This is a genomic window from Aphanothece sacrum FPU1 (assembly GCF_003864295.1).
GTDB classification, from domain to species: Bacteria; Cyanobacteriota; Cyanobacteriia; order Cyanobacteriales; family Microcystaceae; genus Aphanothece_B; species Aphanothece_B sacrum.
Map to the genome: position 1 here is coordinate 169,930 of NZ_BDQK01000001.1, position 15,993 is coordinate 185,922.

Consider the following 15,993-nt stretch of genomic DNA (forward strand, 5'->3'; position numbering starts at 1 on the left):
TCAGCTTAATAGTGTGGCTGGGGATGAAATCATCTTCGGCACTTCTGGCAGTGACAATCTCGATGGCGGTTCTGGCAATGACATTATCGACGGATTAGAGGGTAATGACGTTCTCGATGGAGGAGAGGACAATGACATCCTCCGGGGTGGCTCTGGTAATGATACTTTGACTGGCGGGACTGGCAGCGACAGCTTTGCGTTTGGCAGTCCCACAGAAGGCGTGGATACCATCGAAGATTTCGAGAGTAGTGAGGGAGATCGCATTGTTGTCTCGGCGGCTGGTTTTGGCGGTGGACTGACACCCGATGCTACCCTACCAGAATCTGAGTTTGTCTTAGGTACAAGTGCTGCTGATAGTGATGACCGATTCATCTACGACCCTGGTACGGGAAATCTCTTTTTTGATCCTGATGGAACTGGCGATGCACCCCAACAACAAATCGCTACTCTAACAGGCGCACCTAGCTTGAGTGCTTCTGATATTTTTGTTTCGGGTAGTTCGACAACCCCCACGATTAAGATTACCGATCCTGCTACGGATGTTACCGCGACAGAGGTAACTATTGAATGGAATGCCTTTGATGTTGACTCAGAGGCAACAATTAGCTTATTCTACGACACTGACAACCAAGGTTTCGATGGCGTACTTATTGTGGATGGAATAGCTGAAACCGATGGACAGGGAAGTTTTATTTGGAATACGGAAAATGTGCCTCAAGAAGATTACTTCATCTATGCCAAGATTGTAGATGAAAAGAATGTCCCCCTCTTTAGTTATTCCAAAGGACAAATTCGATTAAAACCCGCCGAAGAAGCCGATTTATCAGTCACCCAAACAGCCAGTGCTACCTCAGTCGGTTTGGGAGAAACCTTTACCTATACTATTCAAGTCACCAATAATGGCTCAGTAACTTCTAAGGGAGTAACTCTGGTGGAAACTCTACCAGAGCCAGTTACTTTTGTTTCCGCCAGCCTCACCCCCTTTCAACAGACAGACAATACCTTTACCTTCGACATTGGCGATTTGGGGGCGGGGGAAAGCCAGACGGTTGAAATTAGCGTAATAGCTCCCACGCTATTAACAGGGAGTATTACATCTAGCACAAGTGTCTCAAGTCAAACCAACGATCCTGACACCACCAATAATCTTGCTAGTCTCTCTACCGAAGTCACTGCGCCAGAACTGCCTGACTTAGCCATAACTCGCACCGATAGTTCTGGTGCTGTCAATCTCAAAACCCCCTACAGTTACACCCTAACAGTAACTAACAATGGTTCTGTGGCGGCAACAGAGGTCGTCCTCACAGAACGCTTACCTTCAACCGTTGATGTCATCAGTGCTACGACTAATATCCCTGGGTTACAACCCAACCCGGTAGATATTATTGGGAACGGCTACTCAAACTGTAACATTGGCAATTACCCCAGTTAACGATGTTCCTCTAGCCCAAGGTGATGACGCTAGCATTGCTCAGAATGCCCCTATTACCATAGCTGTCCTTGCTAACGACAGTGATCCAGAAGGTAGCCCCATCTCCCTCACTTCTTTTAATGCAACTTCTACTCAAGGCGGGACAGTTATCAGGGACGAAAACGGAACTCCTGGCAACCTCACTGATGACAAACTTATCTACACCCCAGTGACAGGATTCAGCGGTAATGACAGCTTTACCTACAGGATTAGCGACGGTATCGATACTAGCACCGCAACTGTTAGTATTACCGTGACCTCCACCTCCAACCAGCCTCCTCAAGCTGTCAATGATGTCGCTACTGCCACGCAAAATACTCCTCTAACTATTCTTGGGGCTACCCTACTGAGCAACGACACTGACCCAAATCCGGGTGATATTCTTAGCATTACAGGCGTAAGCAATGCCAGCAACGGCATTGTACAGTCGGATGGCACAAACGTCATCTTTACTCCTGCACCTGGCTTCATCGGTCAAGCTGGCTTCGATTACAGCATCAGCGATGGCAAGGGTGGGAACAGCAGTGCCAGCGTCAACATTACCGTCAATCCTTTCCTGGGTACTGCGGGTCGAGATACGATCACGGGAACAGATTTAGATGATATTCTCATTGGCGGTTTGGGGGCTGATATCCTCACAGGGGAGCAAGGCAAAGACAAATTCGTCTATCAAAATATCCGAGATGCTGGAGACATTATCAAAGATTTTGAGATCAATCAAGATAAAATTGACCTCTCCGCTCTGCTCGATAGTCTTGGTTATGGAGGCTCTAACCCCATCGCTGACGGCTACCTCAAGTTTGGTTCGCGGGGTAGTGATGCAGTTATCCTGATTGATGAAGATGGTTTGACTTCGACTAAGCGCGCCTTACCTTTCATCACTGTTGAAAAAGTAGCCTTAGCTGCTATACAAGATCCCAACAACTTCATCTTCTGACCTTGACTAGGAGCGCGATCACCTATTTTTACGGGTGATCGCGCTCCTAAACAACTTGTTCACTATCCACTGTTAATTTTTGATTGTATAACTTTAGAGGAATCCTATGTCCATCAAGTCTTCCACCTTAGCAGTTAGTATCATTTTCGGTTTAAGCACTGTTGCTTTTGTTAGTCCCTCTCAAGCTGCGTTAATTAACTTCAATAGTTGGAATCAAGTAGGGGATGTCGCTACTCCCTCACTCGGTCAGGCTAATATCTCCAGTAATTCCTTACAAAACGATGATAGTCCTGATCCTGATAGTAACTTTAACTTCTCAAATATTCCTGCTATTGATAGTCCAAACTTGGAATCTACTTTAGGACTACCCACTCAAAGTTTACACCCAGATCCTGTTAACTTTGTATTTGCTTTTGAAGGCTCTGGATTGGAAAACCAATATACCTTCACAGAAGATACCACCTTAACTTTTAATTGGACTTTTTTAACTAACGATCAAACTCGTAATATTAGCGGATTCGACTTCGATGATTATGCTTTTATTTCGCTCGACGGTCAGATCCAGACTTTAGCAAGTACCAATAATTCTGTCAGTATCTTAATTCCCTCAAGCACCAATTTTAGCCGTGAAGTGTCTGGGAATTATCTGCGAACTTTCAGTCCTGGAACTTATAGCATAGCTTTGGGAGTAGTCGATGTTGGCAGTTTCGATCTTACTTCGGCTCTTAAAATTAATAATGCTCAACTATCAAGTCAACAAGTTCCTGAATCAAATTCTTTGGTGGGATTATTAATCCCTCTTGGATTTTTGAGTGCCAGATTCCTTCGCCAAAACAAAAAAAATGCTTGACAAGCAATTTATCATAGGATTTATGACGACAGTAATCCTATTCCTAGGTGGATGTAGTTCAAAATTGATTTCCGCTCCTGGTATTACTGGTAGATTCATTGAAGAGTCAACAGGTAAACCAATTGCTGGCGTTAGGGTCAGATATACTAATATAGGAGATCGACTGTCTAAAGAGAGTACCACAGATGGTGAGGGTCGGTTTATATTCCAGCCTGAATTTGCCTATGGCTATGCGGGCTATCCAACCTCACCTGTGAGTTTACAGGTGAGCCTTGAACTGCTCATAAGGGATAAGCACAACTTTTCATCTGCATATCATTTTGTCAGAAATACTGATATTGATCATGCCACTATCAATACTGGTGATATTCGAGTAAATAAGGTATTTTTAAAACAATAGATGCTGTTTATTTTGATGAAAATACCAGGGGAGCGACAAGTAGGACAGAATCCTTGTTTTTTGTTGAAAATTTTCTGGTAATCAAAAAGCTCGCCGTTTGTATTACATTATGACTGATAAAAATGATTCAAAAACTATTACTAATAATGACCCGTCTCAAGAACTCAAAGACGAACCTATATTATGTCCACATTGCGGACGTACAGCTAGTGCGATCGCTGACGAGTGTAGGTTGGGTGGAGGATACTCGCCAGAAAGTATCTCTCGGTCTTTTCTCTCATTGATTTTATCAACATAAGCATGAAAAGCCTCATCATCCTCTCGATGAGACAAGACATAACGTTTTAACTCTTGAGAATTCATGGCTTTAAAATTAGGTTTTCGATTCATTTTATCCATTCCCCGTTTGGCTTGATTTCAATTTCAGGCGTTGCTGAATTGGGGTATGATTAAAGAAAAAGGCGATCGCCAAAAATAAAACTTATAAACCTCAGATATCATGCAATGTCCTGAATGTAAGTCAACTCATATCAATAAAAATGGTCATAAAAAAGGAAAACAGAACTATATTTGTGTTAGCTGCGGCAGACAATTTATAGACTCCTATGAACCCCATAAAGGTTACTCTGAAGATATTAAAAGTGAATGTCTTAAAATGTATGTTAATGGTATGGGTTTTCGAGCAATCGAAAGAGTCAAAAATGTACATCATACAACAATTATTAATTGGGTCAAACAAGTAGGAGAACTGTTACCGAATTTTTATAACCCAGAGTCAATTCCCGATGTGGGAGAATTAGATGAATTAGAAACATTTGTCGGCTCAAAAAAAACAAAATTTGGTTATGGACAGCAGTAGACCACTTTAAAGCAGTTATTAAAGGGCTGGGTTTTAGGCTATCATACATAGTGGCGAAACTTTTGCTCCATTATGGGAACTTGTTGGTAAATGGAAATGCCATTTTTATGTGACAGATGGATGGAAAGTTTACCCTAATTTTATTCCTGATGGAGATCAGATTATTAGCAAAACCTATATGATTAGAGTAGAGGGAGAAAATACTAGGTTAAGACATTATTTAGCCAGGTTGCAATGTTCAAATTCCTATGGAGTCCTAACCCATGCAAGTGAAACTTTCGGAGCAAATCTCGTCCTCTGACGCAGAAACTATTTTAAGGCATTTACCAGATTGGATTCAGGATGCCCTGATTGCTCGCGCTACTGAAATTGATTATCCCGTTGAAGCAATCATTGAGATGGCGATCGCCAGTTTTCTAGACACAGAGGCATTAAGTTTTGCCGACTGTAAGCCAAGGCGAGGTCAGTAAGTCTAACAAATCACTTTTAATCAAAGGAAAACAACACCAATGGATATTATTTTAAACCCAGAACAAGAACAATTAATTCAAGCGAAGGTAAACAGTGGTAAATATATAACGGTTGACGAGGTGATTGCAGAAGCCTTGAAATTATTAGACGAAAGAGATAAACACTATCAAAAATGGGTGGAGGATACTCGCCAGAAAGTAGCTGTCGGTTTAGAACAACTAAACAGAGGTGAAGGAATTGAGGTACAAACAGTTATCAATAAACTCCTGGCGTGGGGACATGAAACCCTGAAAGCCTTACCAGATGACGAAAAGAGCAAAACATGGTAAAAAGAAAATGTTCTTTTTTTAGCGATCGCCGTCTAAACCCAAAATGTTACCAGAAATTTATAACAACCATTTAACAAAGTATCTGAAAAAATCGGAATATTTAATACTGTTAATCATGATAGAATTAGTGCAAGTATATAGGAAAATTAGGTTTTATGAGTTAGCTAGTTATTTTCCCAGTCCCATTTTATTTGAAAGTAAGAGAAAAAAGTTAAAACGGTTTTTCGAGATTCCTTGTTTGACAATTGAAGGAGTATGGATACCTATCATAAAACAGTGGTTAAAGCAATCATTTAGTACAGGAGATGTCTTACATATTGCCATAGATAGAACCCAATGGGGGTTGATTAATATTTTGATGGTAAGTCTGGTAATTGATAATAGAGGAATTCCCTTATATTTTGAGTTGCTAGATCACATCGGTAATAGTAACTTTGACACACAGAAAAGTATATTAGCCCGAATATTACTCTTTCTAAAAGAATATAAAATAGTTGTCTTAGGGGATAGAGAATTCTGCTCAGTTGAACTAGCAAAATGGTTACATGGACAAAAAAGAGTTTATTATGCACTCAGATTGAAGAAAAGCAACTATATTGAAGTAGAAAAGGAAATGTGGACGCGACTAAAAGATTTAGGATTATCTTCAGGAATGTCTTTATTTTATCAAGGAGTTAAAGTTACGAAAACAAAAGGATTTATAGGCAGTAATATAGTGGCGAAATGGAAAAAGAAGTATAGAGGAATAGAGACAAAAGAAGCTTGGTTTATTATCACAAATTTAACCAGTATTGATGAGACGATTGACGCTTATAAAAAGAGATTTTGTATTGAGGAAATGTTTCGGGATTTTAAGAAAGGTGGTTATGATTTAGAAAGAACGAAATTAACAGGACATCGCCTTACTTCCTTAATTATATTGATTACTCTAGCTTATTCAATGGCAACATTTTCTGGAAAAATTATTAAAGAGAAAGGATTGGCAAAATATGTGGGGAGAGTCAGAAAAAACAAGAAAATGCGACGGAGACACAGTAACTTTTATATCGGTCTTCATGGAAAAGATTGGGTTGACTCTTGTGATTTATTTACCGTTGAAGCCCAGGCATTAATGCAATTAAGCCCCGAAAAACGCGCCTATTATCGACGAGGACGACGGGCTATATCCCTGATTAAGTCTAGCTTATAGATTTTTATGTCCCCACGCCAGGTTAGACGCAACTGAGGTGCTGGCTCGATTACGCAGTAAGGTAGAAGCAGCTAAAGCAGCCTCAGCATGAGATCTCAAAAGATTACGGCGACTGCGTGCCGCGACTTGGAGGCAATTTCTGAGTATTTTCTCAAAATTAGCGATATATATTTAATTGCTCTATAATGAAGATAAAAAGTATTGTAATTAACCTATGACAATTAAAGTAACAATTCCCCAAGCTGATCAACAATTCTCACAACTCATGAAGTCCGTACTTAAGGGAGAAGAAATTATTATTTGTGAAGACAGTGATAACAGTATTCCTATTGCACGAATAACTGCTATTCATCCCACAAAACAGAAACGCATACCAGGTCAAGATCGAGATAAAATTGTTATTGCTCCCGATTTTAATGCTCCTTTACCTGATGATATTCTAGCCGATTTTATCAATTAATCATGATGAAATTATTACTAGATACCCATGCTTTCTTATGGTGGGTTTCTGATGATCCTAAACTTTCTTTAACGGCAAGAGAGATGATTACTGATTCAGATAACACAGTTTATTTGAGTGTTGTTAGTGCATGGGAAATTATTATTAAAGTAGGGACTAGCAAGCTTTCTTTACCAGAAAACCCAGAAATTTATATACCCAGTCGCCTTATCTCTAACCAATTTGAAAGTTTATCTGTGCTAATGTCTCATGTTTTACGAATTAATAGTCTTGCTCATTTCCACAAAGATCCTTTTGATAGATTATTAATTGCTCAAAGTTTAGTTGAAGATATTCCTATTATTACAGTAGATAGCTTAATTGTCCAATATCCCGTTAAAACAATTTGGTAATTTGTCATAAGTTGCTCAGACGAGATTTCAAACATCCGTCTTTGAAATTCAAATAGATAAAAATTACGGTATTTCTATTAAATTATGGCTAATAAAAATGATTCAAAAGCAATTACTAATAATGACCAGTCTCAAGAACTTAAAGACGAACCTATATTATGTCCCCATTGCCAACGTACAGCTAGTAATGGTATCAAATGTAAAGGAATTTGTGTCGCCGATAGCGATTATTAATGATTATTTCTCATCAATATAAGATAAACTATTTTTGATTCTAGAGGTAAAAACCATGAAGGAAACTTTTTTAACCTGGTTAAATCGTTTATTAGTTGCCGATGTCTTTTTAGTTTTATTTGCATTTTTGTGGTTTGCGGTGGCAGTGATCGGACACTCAATCGGTTTTCCTTTGGGATTTGATTTATGGTATAAACTATGGCAACCTGTGTTTAATCCAGCTATCGGAATTCTTTTCTTAGGCGCGTTCCTCAGTTGGTTAATAGGGAAAATCTCAAAACAATTTGATACTAACTCTAATTAATAGCCCTCCCCTACCTGCTATTTGTTAAAAGTTCCCTAAAAAGTCGTTTATCTTAAATCAATACTTCCGTCAAAGTTAGAAAAGTCAAGAAAATTACCTATCAGGAGAGTAATAGTGGTCAGAATTCTTAAACTTGCCCAAATGACAACCGATGACCTCGCTAAATTAAAACGACGCGCAGAACTCGATATTGACATGGTATTACCCATCGCCCAAGAAGTGATCACCGCGATCGCACAAAAAGGAGATGCAGGGGTCATTGAATATGCGCGCAAATTTGATTATGCTGGAGCTAACCCCGAAAATATTAAGGTAACTCCCGAAGAATTCGCCCAAGCACAAAATTTAATCGAACCAGATGTTAAATTAGCGGTTGAACAGGCTTTTCGTAACATTAAAGAAGTCCACCAACGGCAAATGCCCGAAGAATTTCAGTTAGCCGAAATTGATACTGGAATTTTTGCAGGAGAAAAAATTACCCCCCTTCCCAGGGTTGGGTTATATGTCCCCAGAGGCAAAGGGGCGTTTCCTTCTATGATGTTAATGTTGACCGTTCCAGCAATGGTCGCAGGAGTGGAGAAAATCGTCGTCTGTACCCCTCCCGATAAGCAGGGTAAGGTTGAACCTGTTTCTTTAGTCGTAGCCCAAATGGCAGGGGTTACAGAGGTTTATAAGTTAGGAGGAGTACAAGCTTTAGCCGCCATGGCCTTAGGAACCGCCACCGTTCCTAAAGTGGATAAATTGATCGGCCCTTGTAGTATCTATGGGGCAGCCGCTAAACGCCTTCTATTCGGTACTGTAGACGTGGGTTTACCTGCCGGCCCGAGTGAATCTATCGTTTTAGCAGATGAAACCACTAACCCTCAATTGGCAGCCCTTGATCTACTTATTGAAGCCGAACATGGGCCAGACTCAGCCGCTTTATTAGTCACCCATTCGGAAACAGTTGCCCAACAAGCCAGTCAATTTGCTTTAGATTATATGGCTAAACTTCCGACTTGGCGACGAGAATTTTGTGAGACGGGATTAGGTGCTTATGGTGGTATTATTCTAACTTCTAGTATACAGGAATCTATTGATTTTGTCAATGATTACGCGCCGGAACATTTAGAAATTTTAGTGGATGACCCTTTTAGTTTGATAGGAAAAATTAAGAATGCGGGAGAGATTTTGTTAGGGAAATATACCCCATCTTCTGCGGCTACTTATGCTATTGGAGTCAATGCAGTTTTACCCACAGGAGGCTTTGCCCGTTCTTATTCGGCTGTTTCTGTTTATGATTTTCTCAAGCGTTCAACCCTAGCTTATTTAACATCTGAAGGGTTTGAAAAAGTAAAACAAACAACCAAAGTATTGGCCAAATATGAAGAATTTTCCGCTCATGGAATGGCGATTGAAGAACGAGATCATTTATTATAGTTAGGATTTGCAGCAAAAAGCGTTTAATCGTAGGGGCGAATGTTTGTAGGGGCGAATGTTTGTAGGGGCGAATGTTTGTAGGGGCGAATGTTTGTAGGGGTGAATGTTTGTAGGGGCGGGTTTTTTACAGGAGTTATGGTACTCACAAAAAAGTCAAATAAACCCGCCCCGCCCCTACATGATGCTCACAAAAAAGCCAAATAAACCCGCCCCTACATGATGCTCATAAAAAAGCCAAATAAACCCGCCCCTACATGATGCTCATAAAAAAGCCAAATAAACCCGCCCCTACATGATGCTCATAAAAAAGCCAAATAAACCCGCCCCTACATGATGCTCATAAAAAAGCCAAATAAACCCGCCCCTAAATTTATATTAAGAAGCGATACCTTCAAACAGTTTAGTTAAATCTTCATTCATTAATTGATCTTGACGTAATATTAACAAACAGCATTTAGCAAATTGATCATCGTTTTTAATCTTTTCCATGAGGAAATCTTTAACAGAACTATCCGTAATATTTTGGGGACTATATAACTTTTCAATGTCATCAAAAGACCGATGTAATACCAAGTCTTTATTTTGGAGTTCATCTTCATAAACCACCTCTTTACTCATCCATTCCCAGTCAACCCGTTGAAGCCAAAGTTTTTCCCCAGAAAAAATGGAATTGATATTAAGGGTTAAATCATCAGACACCCACCAATAAGTATCAAGATCATCATAAATATCTCCATAGAAACTATTAGGTAAGGTAACATGATTTCCTGAAAAATTGCGGATATTCACATTAGCATTAGCCGTTGTTCGATAAGCTAATTTTAAACGCAAATAAAGCCCTTCTTTTTTATATTTATCTTTGTGGGGAAGAAGATGGTGAAAACTGATGGCAGGCCCCGCATCATAAATTTCAACTAAACCCTGTCCTCGGTCTACAAAAAAATTTGACCCATAAATAGCCGCATCAACAGCCCAAGCAGTCCCACTTTGACCTAAGATATCAGTCTCATCGCCAAAATAGGGACGAGGCATCACCGTTTTTTGTACACTGGGAAAGAATTCTCTTTGACGTTCCATAGATGATCTCGTGAATGACTCAGTTTTGTATACTATTTTGGTCATTTTAATATGGTAAGAGCCACTTTTTTACACTTTCCTTTTTTTCCTCTCTGGGCTATCATGGAAAACGGTTACTGGCAACCAAGAATTGGTGATCCAACCTTAATGGGTTGGGTAACAGTTATCGCTTATTTAGTTACGGCTTTCTTATGTGCCAATCGTAGTCTTAAAACTCAACGCGATCGCTGGTTTTGGATGACTTTATCAGCCATTCTTTTATTATTAGGAATTAACAAACAATTAGATTTACAATCTTGGCTAACTCTTATCGGAAAACAAATGGCTATTGAACAAGGTTGGTACAGAGAACGTCGTCAATTTCAGTTCGATTTTATTCTGGGCTTAATCGCAGTTAGTTTTGCTGGTCTAATGTTTCTTATACAAGGGATGGGGAAATCTTGGAAAAGATTTATGTTAGCTTTATTAGGCTTAATTTTTTTGCTTAGTTTTATTGTTATTCGGGCGACTTCTTTTCATCATGTTGATGTTTTATTAGGGAGGGAATTTTCCGGATTTCGTCTTAATTGGTTATTTGAATTAGGAGGAATTAGTTGTATTGCGATCGCAGCAATTAAAAACTAGATTCTAGGGCAACAAATTGAACTAGGATGTTATCTATAAATATTGTTACTTCTAAACAACAAATGCAGCGAATTTCTGCCTTGGGATTAGATCTGGGGAAAAAACGAATTGGAGTGGCCGGTTGTGATGGCACAGGATTAATCGCCACAGGGCTAACTACCATCAATCGTAGCTCATTTTTAGCCGATGTGGAACAATTAAAACAACTAGCCCAAGAACGAGAGGCACAGCTTTTAGTAGTAGGACTTCCCTACTCTATGGATGGTAATATTGGATTTCAAGCCAAAGAAGTCCAAAAATTCGCTCAAAGACTCTCTAAAGCCTTACAGTTACCCCTAGAATATATTGATGAACGCTTAACCTCAGTAGAAGCAGAAAATCACTTAAAGTCCCAAAAACAATATTCTCGACACAATAAAGGACTCGTGGATCGAGTTGCTGCCACGATTATATTACAACAATGGTTAGATCAACGACGTTCCGCCCTTTGCGCCCGTCAGAAGTCAGCAAATTAACCTATTGACATTTTTGGGTACTTATGCAATAATTAAGAATATGGTCAAAAAATGCGGGTATAGCTCAGTGGTAGAGCGTCACCTTGCCAAGGTGAATGTCGCGCGTTCGAATCGCGTTACCCGCTTGGTTAGTCTATAATTAAAAGAATTAGGAAGTCGCCAACCCCTAAAGTGCGCCCTCAAAGTGCCAATTCTTAATTTTAGCTTGAGTCAGCGCACAATTGTGTTTTAAGCAGACACACTATATTATATAGAGCTAATTTGGAGCTACTCAACTGACAATTGTGCGACATCAAAAGCCTGTAAAAATCAACTTAAATCACGAATATCCCTGTCCTTGTCGGCGACGGGGTCGTCTTTTACCCATTATACTGACCGAAGCTTTTGGCTGTGATCGTTGTCAGCAGATTTTTGTGGTCGAAGAAAACAATCAAACCATCGAACAGTTATCATCGAGTTACCCCTATAAGCGGATGTGGCGTTGGAGTGGTTATCGCTGGTTCATCGTTCGTCCTGGATTAAGTTCGGCTTACTTACCCATTATGTCAGGCATGATGGTAGTGTTGTTCATTGGATGGTTACTATTAGCCTTGCAATCACCGGCCGGACTAAGTATTATGGTTTGGGTTGCTCTTGCTGGACTCCTAGTGGTCTTACCAGCCATTGTTTTTTGGTTAGCTTATCGGCGTTAAGACAAAAGCTATGGCAATAGAAAGCTCTTCTAATCTACTATTAACATCCCTACAACGAGCTTATAACGCTTATCTCGCCTTAGAGATGAGCAGTAGTAGCGATCGCTCTCAAGGGATCAAGTCTATGGCCAAAGGTCTGAAAAATTCCTTTGATGCTATTCTCGAAGCCAATACCTTAGATTTGGAAATGAGCCGAGAAATGGCTGTTCCTGATATTCTAATTGATTGGCTCAAATTAACTCCAGAAAGACTCCAGAATACTGTTGAAATTTTAGAGTATTTAGCTAAAGCTCCCGACCCTATCCAACAGGTATTTCATTCCCCTTACCGTGTTAATACTTCTGGAACTTATTGTCAATTAATGCCTTTAGGGGTAACGGCCCTCATTCATGAAACCTTTCCAGAGTTAGGAGCGATCGCGGCTGGTTTTTGTCTGAAAACTGGCAATAGTCTAATTTTACGCGGATGTGGCCCTTCTAGCCATTCTAATCGAGCTATTGCTGAGATTCTCCAAGAGGCCCTAGAAGCTGCTAGGTTGCCTGTTGGTTGTCTAGAAGATCTCTCAGGGGATGAAGGAACCTCTATTCAAGATTTAGTGACTCAGGATCAATACCTCAGTCTCGTCATTCCTTATGGTCGTCCTAGTTTAATAGAACAGGTGACTCAGTTGGCGACTGCTCCGGTTCTGAAGTCGGCGATGGGAAATTGTTATCTTTATTGGTCGCCGACGGTAGATTTAGATATGGTTCGTTGGGTAATTCTTGATAGTCATGCGAGCGAACCTGATCCGGTTAATGCTATTGAAAAAGTGTTAATTAGTCCGTCTCAAAATCCTTCTATTTTAGTAAGATTATTTAATGTTTTGCGAGAAAAAGGGTTTCAATTGCGGGGAGATACGGAGTTATCGTCGGAATTTCCTGATTATTTATTACCTGTTAAACCGTCGGAATGGAGTAATCCTTATTTAGATAAAATTATTTCGTTTAAGGTAGTTAATGATTTATCTGAAGCGATTATTTGGATTAATCAGTATAGTAGTGGTCATGCTGATTGTTTGGTAACAGATTCTTATCCCGAAAGTCGTCAATTTGCCACTGAAGTTGATAGTGCGCTGGTGTATATTAATACCTCACCTCGTTTTTATCGTGCGTCTAAACAAGGGGATTCTCTATTTTTAGGGGTTTCTAATCAAAAGGGACATCATCGAGGGTTGATTTCTTTGGAGACGTTTACGACGCTTAAACAGGTGGTTCAAGGTAATGGAAAATTGTAAAGTTTTAAGTTCTTTAACCTTAAACTTTTCTTTGAAAAAGCCTCAGTAGCATAAACAATATAAACAAACATGACTTACATCAGGGCAATTTGACGTGTTACGCCAAACGTAATATGATTGGGTCATGATCCAGTCATTTCAATGTAAGCACACGCGCTTACTTTTTGAAGGAGGCGATCCACCCCGTTTCCGTGCCTTCAAAGATCAGGCCATTCGGAAATTAACTCAATTGGATGCTGCCCAAACCCTAGAATTTCTTCGCTCACCGCCGGGTAATCAACTCGAAACACTCAAAGGCAATCGAAAAGGGCAATACAGCATCCGTATTAATGCTCAATTCCGATTGTGTTTCGTCTGGACAAAACATGGGCCGGCTGATGTCGAAATTGTTGATTATCACTCTTAAATAACCACAATGAAACGCCCCATTAACCAAATGCGCCCAGTTCATCCAGGAGAAATTCTCCGCGAGGATTTTCTTGTACCACTCAACATGAGTGTTAATGCCCTAGCCTTAGCCTTGAATGTACCAGCCACTCGAATTCATGAAATTGTTAAAGAACGTCGTTCAATTACGGCTGATACGGCTGAACGTCTAGCTCGTTATTTTGGCGGGGATGCCGCATCTTGGTTGAATCTTCAGGCTACTTATGATCTCAAAACATTGCCCACACAAGACGAAATTATCAAACGAATTGAGCCACGCACCATAGAACACAACAACTGATGGCGCGGTCAGTCTATTCCCATCAGCAAAAACCGTAACAGGATTAACCATTAAACCGAAAGCGATTACACTTTATTTTTGGGTAAACTGAAACTATCTATTCCAAAACCTGCAAGATAATTCTTATGACTTTAGCTGAGATACTTCCTAGTGTTCGACAACTTTCTAAAACCGAAAAACTCAAACTTATTGAGATCATAGCGCAAGAATTAGAAACAGCCGAAGATATTGCTCCTTTAGAACCATTTAAAACCTATGAAATGTCAACTCCCTACAACTGTTTTGGAGCAGGTGCATTATTGATACAATCCGATGAATCAGCAACTAAGGCATAATAATAGTGCGGTTTCCTTATTCAATTACAAATCCATCTCAGAACGAATTTGATAGTTTGCCACGATTACCATTAGTTCTCAAGCGAGAAGTATACGCCGTTGAAACTCTTGGACTTGTAGACAGTGGTGTAACTATTAACGTTTTATCCTATGAATTGGGTCTTTAACAGGACTTACGCATAGAGTCTACCGATAGTGTCTGACAAATCATAGATCTCTTTGACAAAACACGTCAGGAGTCAAAATGTGTTGCTGTATTATTGATTTTTCAAACCCAATCTATCCCTTTTTTTTTACATACTACAACTTCGTTCATTTCCCAGACAAGAGGAAGTATTATTAAATAATGATTACTAATTTTTTCCGATTCCGACGAGGAAAACCAAATAACTCATTGTTATTTTCTGGATTATTTTTGTTGCTTAGCATTCTTTTTCTTTTCGGCTTTGGTTCCGCAAAACTTTCCTGTAGTCGAGTTAATGTCAATCATCTCAATTGCTTACATACAAAATCGGTTGCGCTCGGTTTCGTTAAAGAACAAGAGGCTTCTCTTTTCTCTTTAAAAAAAGCAAAAGTTGACGAGATAATTATACCTTACTTGGATGCTGATACTGACGGAACCGTGATAAGAAGGGAATTGTCTAAGTATGGAGTTTTACTGATTGACAATGAGAATATTGTCTTTAATAATTATATCAATAATCGTGAACAACAGCAGCAAGTGGTGAATAAAATAAATGATTTTTTGAACAATCCTAGTGACTCTAGCTTACTTGTTGAAGATAGAAATTATCTTTTAGATTTTATGATATTGAGTTTCCTTACTATATCAATAATTTTACTTTTTAAAGGGATACTTACTAGTTTTTAACATCAGGTGCAAGATCGCCAGTTAAATACAGTTCTCATAACAATAAGGTGTCCTTCAGGCGAAGAACACCCCATGTTAATTTGATAGTACAAGTCAAGTTGTTTGGAGTATTAAATTAGCTAATTTTATGGACTGAAAACCCTTTTTTGAAAAAATTAGTAATCTTAACTCATGGTAGCACCAGAACGATCATAGGAAGCACGAAAACTTGACTGGGGTTTTCCTTGAATAGTTGTCCAATAATCTGCTTCAATATCAACTCCAATTTCAGAAGCAGCACGTTCAAGCATTGATTGTTGACGGTTTTTGATAATTTGATGGTGACGCATCATTAAAGCACGAGCTTGTTGTTGAGTAGACATAATTTTAGGCTCCGATTGCTGTTTGTTTTTTTATCTTCTTTACTATATATAACATAAAAAACTGTAACATATGTTACAAATAAGGAAAACAATAAAAAACTTAACATTAATTTCGGGATCATCTTACGGTCAGGGATCAAGGCAACCATTTGTCTCTAGAATCGTTATGATAGAAGATCAAGCTTCACTGAATATTTTTAAA

23 protein-coding genes, 1 tRNA gene and 2 pseudogenes are annotated in these 15,993 nt (G+C 39.3%); 23 read left to right on the plus strand and 3 right to left on the minus strand.

The genetic code is table 11. The features are described from left to right. Positions 1-13: 13 nt before the first annotated feature. The 5 genes and pseudogenes from AsFPU1_RS00775 to AsFPU1_RS23625 form a co-directional block, all read left to right on the plus strand. Complete coding sequence (locus AsFPU1_RS00775; RefSeq protein WP_124969718.1) at positions 14-1,432, plus strand: DUF11 domain-containing protein; 1,419 nt, start codon at positions 14-16, stop codon at positions 1,430-1,432. Continuing rightward, positions 1,413-2,408, plus strand: a complete 996-nt coding sequence (locus AsFPU1_RS00780) for an Ig-like domain-containing protein (RefSeq protein ID WP_124969721.1) — start codon at positions 1,413-1,415, stop codon at positions 2,406-2,408. The genes AsFPU1_RS00775 and AsFPU1_RS00780 overlap by 20 nt, the downstream gene beginning before the upstream one ends. 106 nt (positions 2,409-2,514) lie before the next feature. Continuing rightward, positions 2,515-3,258 carry a hypothetical protein gene (locus tag AsFPU1_RS00785; protein ID WP_124969724.1) on the plus strand — a complete coding sequence of 248 codons (744 nt, stop codon included), beginning with the start codon at positions 2,515-2,517 and terminating at the stop codon, positions 3,256-3,258. Further along, entirely contained in the window at positions 3,251-3,658 is a 408-nt protein-coding gene (locus AsFPU1_RS00790) for a carboxypeptidase-like regulatory domain-containing protein (protein WP_125061022.1), read from the plus strand. The genes AsFPU1_RS00785 and AsFPU1_RS00790 overlap by 8 nt, the downstream gene beginning before the upstream one ends. 109 nt (positions 3,659-3,767) lie before the next feature. Next, positions 3,768-3,836: pseudogene (locus AsFPU1_RS23625) on the plus strand (hypothetical protein); the annotation flags it as partial. Here the strand turns inward: AsFPU1_RS23625 and AsFPU1_RS00795 are convergent. Then, positions 3,815-4,048: a DUF6887 family protein gene (locus AsFPU1_RS00795; protein ID WP_172957387.1), complete on the minus strand. Its 234-nt coding sequence runs from the start codon at positions 4,046-4,048 to the stop codon at positions 3,815-3,817. The pseudogene AsFPU1_RS23625 and the gene AsFPU1_RS00795 sit on opposite strands and share 22 nt — an antisense overlap. 109 nt (positions 4,049-4,157) lie before the next feature. Between AsFPU1_RS00795 and AsFPU1_RS00800 the strand changes: the two are divergent. From AsFPU1_RS00800 to hisD, 9 genes and pseudogenes are all read left to right on the plus strand, one after another. Next, a pseudogene (locus tag AsFPU1_RS00800) lies at positions 4,158-4,818 on the plus strand (IS1 family transposase). Then, positions 4,781-4,987: a hypothetical protein gene (locus AsFPU1_RS00805; RefSeq protein WP_124969734.1), complete on the plus strand. Its 207-nt coding sequence runs from the start codon at positions 4,781-4,783 to the stop codon at positions 4,985-4,987. Before AsFPU1_RS00800 ends, AsFPU1_RS00805 begins: the two are co-directional and overlap by 38 nt. Before the next feature lie 39 nt (positions 4,988-5,026). Next, positions 5,027-5,317 (plus strand): ribbon-helix-helix domain-containing protein, encoded by a 291-nt coding sequence (locus tag AsFPU1_RS00810; protein WP_124969737.1) that lies wholly within the window; start codon positions 5,027-5,029, stop codon positions 5,315-5,317. Positions 5,318-5,360: 43 nt separating this feature from the next. Continuing rightward, a complete protein-coding gene (locus AsFPU1_RS00815) occupies positions 5,361-6,506 on the plus strand; it encodes an IS4 family transposase (protein ID WP_124969650.1) in 1,146 nt (381 codons plus the stop codon). A gap of 214 nt (positions 6,507-6,720) precedes the next feature. Then, positions 6,721-6,966, plus strand: coding sequence for a type II toxin-antitoxin system Phd/YefM family antitoxin (locus AsFPU1_RS00820; RefSeq protein ID WP_124969740.1), 246 nt, complete (start codon positions 6,721-6,723; stop codon positions 6,964-6,966). Positions 6,967-6,968: 2 nt separating this feature from the next. Beyond that, complete coding sequence (locus AsFPU1_RS00825) at positions 6,969-7,358, plus strand: type II toxin-antitoxin system VapC family toxin (protein ID WP_227873322.1); 390 nt, start codon at positions 6,969-6,971, stop codon at positions 7,356-7,358. An 84-nt stretch (positions 7,359-7,442) separates the two neighbouring features. After that, entirely contained in the window at positions 7,443-7,592 is a 150-nt protein-coding gene (locus tag AsFPU1_RS22360) for a DUF8639 family protein (RefSeq protein WP_172957389.1), read from the plus strand. A 55-nt stretch (positions 7,593-7,647) separates the two neighbouring features. Continuing rightward, the gene (locus AsFPU1_RS00830) at positions 7,648-7,896 is read left to right on the plus strand and encodes a DUF8620 family protein (protein WP_124969743.1); all 249 of its coding nucleotides are present in this window, start codon (positions 7,648-7,650) and stop codon (positions 7,894-7,896) included. 114 nt (positions 7,897-8,010) lie between these two features. Continuing rightward, a complete protein-coding gene (gene hisD, locus AsFPU1_RS00835) occupies positions 8,011-9,315 on the plus strand; it encodes a histidinol dehydrogenase (RefSeq protein ID WP_124969746.1) in 1,305 nt (434 codons plus the stop codon). Positions 9,316-9,690: 375 nt separating this feature from the next. Here the strand turns inward: hisD and AsFPU1_RS00840 are convergent, their stop codons facing one another. Beyond that, complete coding sequence (locus tag AsFPU1_RS00840) at positions 9,691-10,392, minus strand: hypothetical protein (RefSeq protein ID WP_124969749.1); 702 nt, start codon at positions 10,390-10,392, stop codon at positions 9,691-9,693. Positions 10,393-10,443: 51 nt separating this feature from the next. On the opposite strand from AsFPU1_RS00840, the gene AsFPU1_RS00845 reads away from it, so the two are divergent. The 9 genes from AsFPU1_RS00845 to AsFPU1_RS00885 all read left to right on the plus strand — a co-directional run bounded on the left by AsFPU1_RS00845 (position 10,444) and on the right by AsFPU1_RS00885 (position 15,429). After that, positions 10,444-11,016 (plus strand): hypothetical protein, encoded by a 573-nt coding sequence (locus AsFPU1_RS00845; RefSeq protein WP_227873323.1) that lies wholly within the window; start codon positions 10,444-10,446, stop codon positions 11,014-11,016. A 62-nt stretch (positions 11,017-11,078) separates the two neighbouring features. After that, entirely contained in the window at positions 11,079-11,531 is a 453-nt protein-coding gene (gene ruvX / locus AsFPU1_RS00850) for a Holliday junction resolvase RuvX (protein ID WP_124970133.1), read from the plus strand. 53 nt (positions 11,532-11,584) lie between these two features. After that, a tRNA-Gly gene (locus AsFPU1_RS00855) sits at positions 11,585-11,656 on the plus strand. 159 nt (positions 11,657-11,815) lie between these two features. Further along, positions 11,816-12,223 carry a hypothetical protein gene (locus AsFPU1_RS00860; RefSeq protein WP_172957390.1) on the plus strand — a complete coding sequence of 136 codons (408 nt, stop codon included), beginning with the start codon at positions 11,816-11,818 and terminating at the stop codon, positions 12,221-12,223. A 10-nt stretch (positions 12,224-12,233) separates the two neighbouring features. Continuing rightward, on the plus strand, positions 12,234-13,496 hold the full coding sequence (locus tag AsFPU1_RS00865) for a glutamate-5-semialdehyde dehydrogenase (protein WP_124969755.1): 1,263 nt from the start codon (positions 12,234-12,236) through the stop codon (positions 13,494-13,496). A gap of 124 nt (positions 13,497-13,620) precedes the next feature. After that, the gene (locus AsFPU1_RS00870) at positions 13,621-13,902 is read left to right on the plus strand and encodes a type II toxin-antitoxin system RelE/ParE family toxin (RefSeq protein ID WP_124969758.1); all 282 of its coding nucleotides are present in this window, start codon (positions 13,621-13,623) and stop codon (positions 13,900-13,902) included. Between the two features lie 9 nt (positions 13,903-13,911). Further along, positions 13,912-14,223 carry a HigA family addiction module antitoxin gene (locus AsFPU1_RS00875; RefSeq protein WP_124969761.1) on the plus strand — a complete coding sequence of 104 codons (312 nt, stop codon included), beginning with the start codon at positions 13,912-13,914 and terminating at the stop codon, positions 14,221-14,223. A gap of 125 nt (positions 14,224-14,348) precedes the next feature. After that, the gene (locus AsFPU1_RS00880; RefSeq protein WP_124969764.1) at positions 14,349-14,558 is read left to right on the plus strand and encodes a hypothetical protein; all 210 of its coding nucleotides are present in this window, start codon (positions 14,349-14,351) and stop codon (positions 14,556-14,558) included. 346 nt (positions 14,559-14,904) lie between these two features. Next, positions 14,905-15,429: a hypothetical protein gene (locus AsFPU1_RS00885; protein ID WP_124969767.1), complete on the plus strand. Its 525-nt coding sequence runs from the start codon at positions 14,905-14,907 to the stop codon at positions 15,427-15,429. Positions 15,430-15,593: 164 nt separating this feature from the next. Here AsFPU1_RS00885 and gifA read toward each other — a convergent pair whose 3' ends face one another. After that, positions 15,594-15,791 (minus strand): glutamine synthetase inactivation factor IF7A, encoded by a 198-nt coding sequence (gifA, locus tag AsFPU1_RS00890; RefSeq protein ID WP_124969770.1) that lies wholly within the window; start codon positions 15,789-15,791, stop codon positions 15,594-15,596. Positions 15,792-15,993: the final 202 nt, after the last annotated feature.